Annotated in this window: 1 protein-coding gene; it reads left to right on the forward strand. The window is 38.0% G+C overall.

From position 1 onward, the window contains the following. A partial coding sequence (locus G6042_RS00570) for a putative Ig domain-containing protein (RefSeq protein WP_211161592.1) occupies positions 1–345 on the forward strand: 345 nt, incomplete at both ends.

The raw sequence follows: 345 nt of genomic DNA on the forward strand, positions 1-345 counted from the left end.
CAACAGATTATGAAGTTACAGTAACGAATTCTGGCGGAAGTACAACTTTTACCTTGTCGATTGCAGTGATTGATGTTGCACCAAATGGTTTAAGTTATACAACGCCAAATGTTTTCACAATCGATGAAGCGATTACCAATTTACAACCAACAGTTTCAGGAGAAAATCTGGTGTTTTCAATCGCTCCAAGTTTGCCAACTGGATTATCATTTGATACAATAACTGGAATAATTTCTGGAACGCCAACGGTTTTACAATCGGCAACAGATTATGAAGTTACAGTAACGAATTCTGGCGGAAGTACAACTTTTACCTTGTCGATTGCAGTGATTGATGTTGCACCAA

Source organism: Flavobacterium solisilvae (assembly GCF_012911605.1).
In the GTDB taxonomy this organism is placed as follows: Bacteria; Bacteroidota; Bacteroidia; order Flavobacteriales; family Flavobacteriaceae; genus Flavobacterium; species Flavobacterium solisilvae.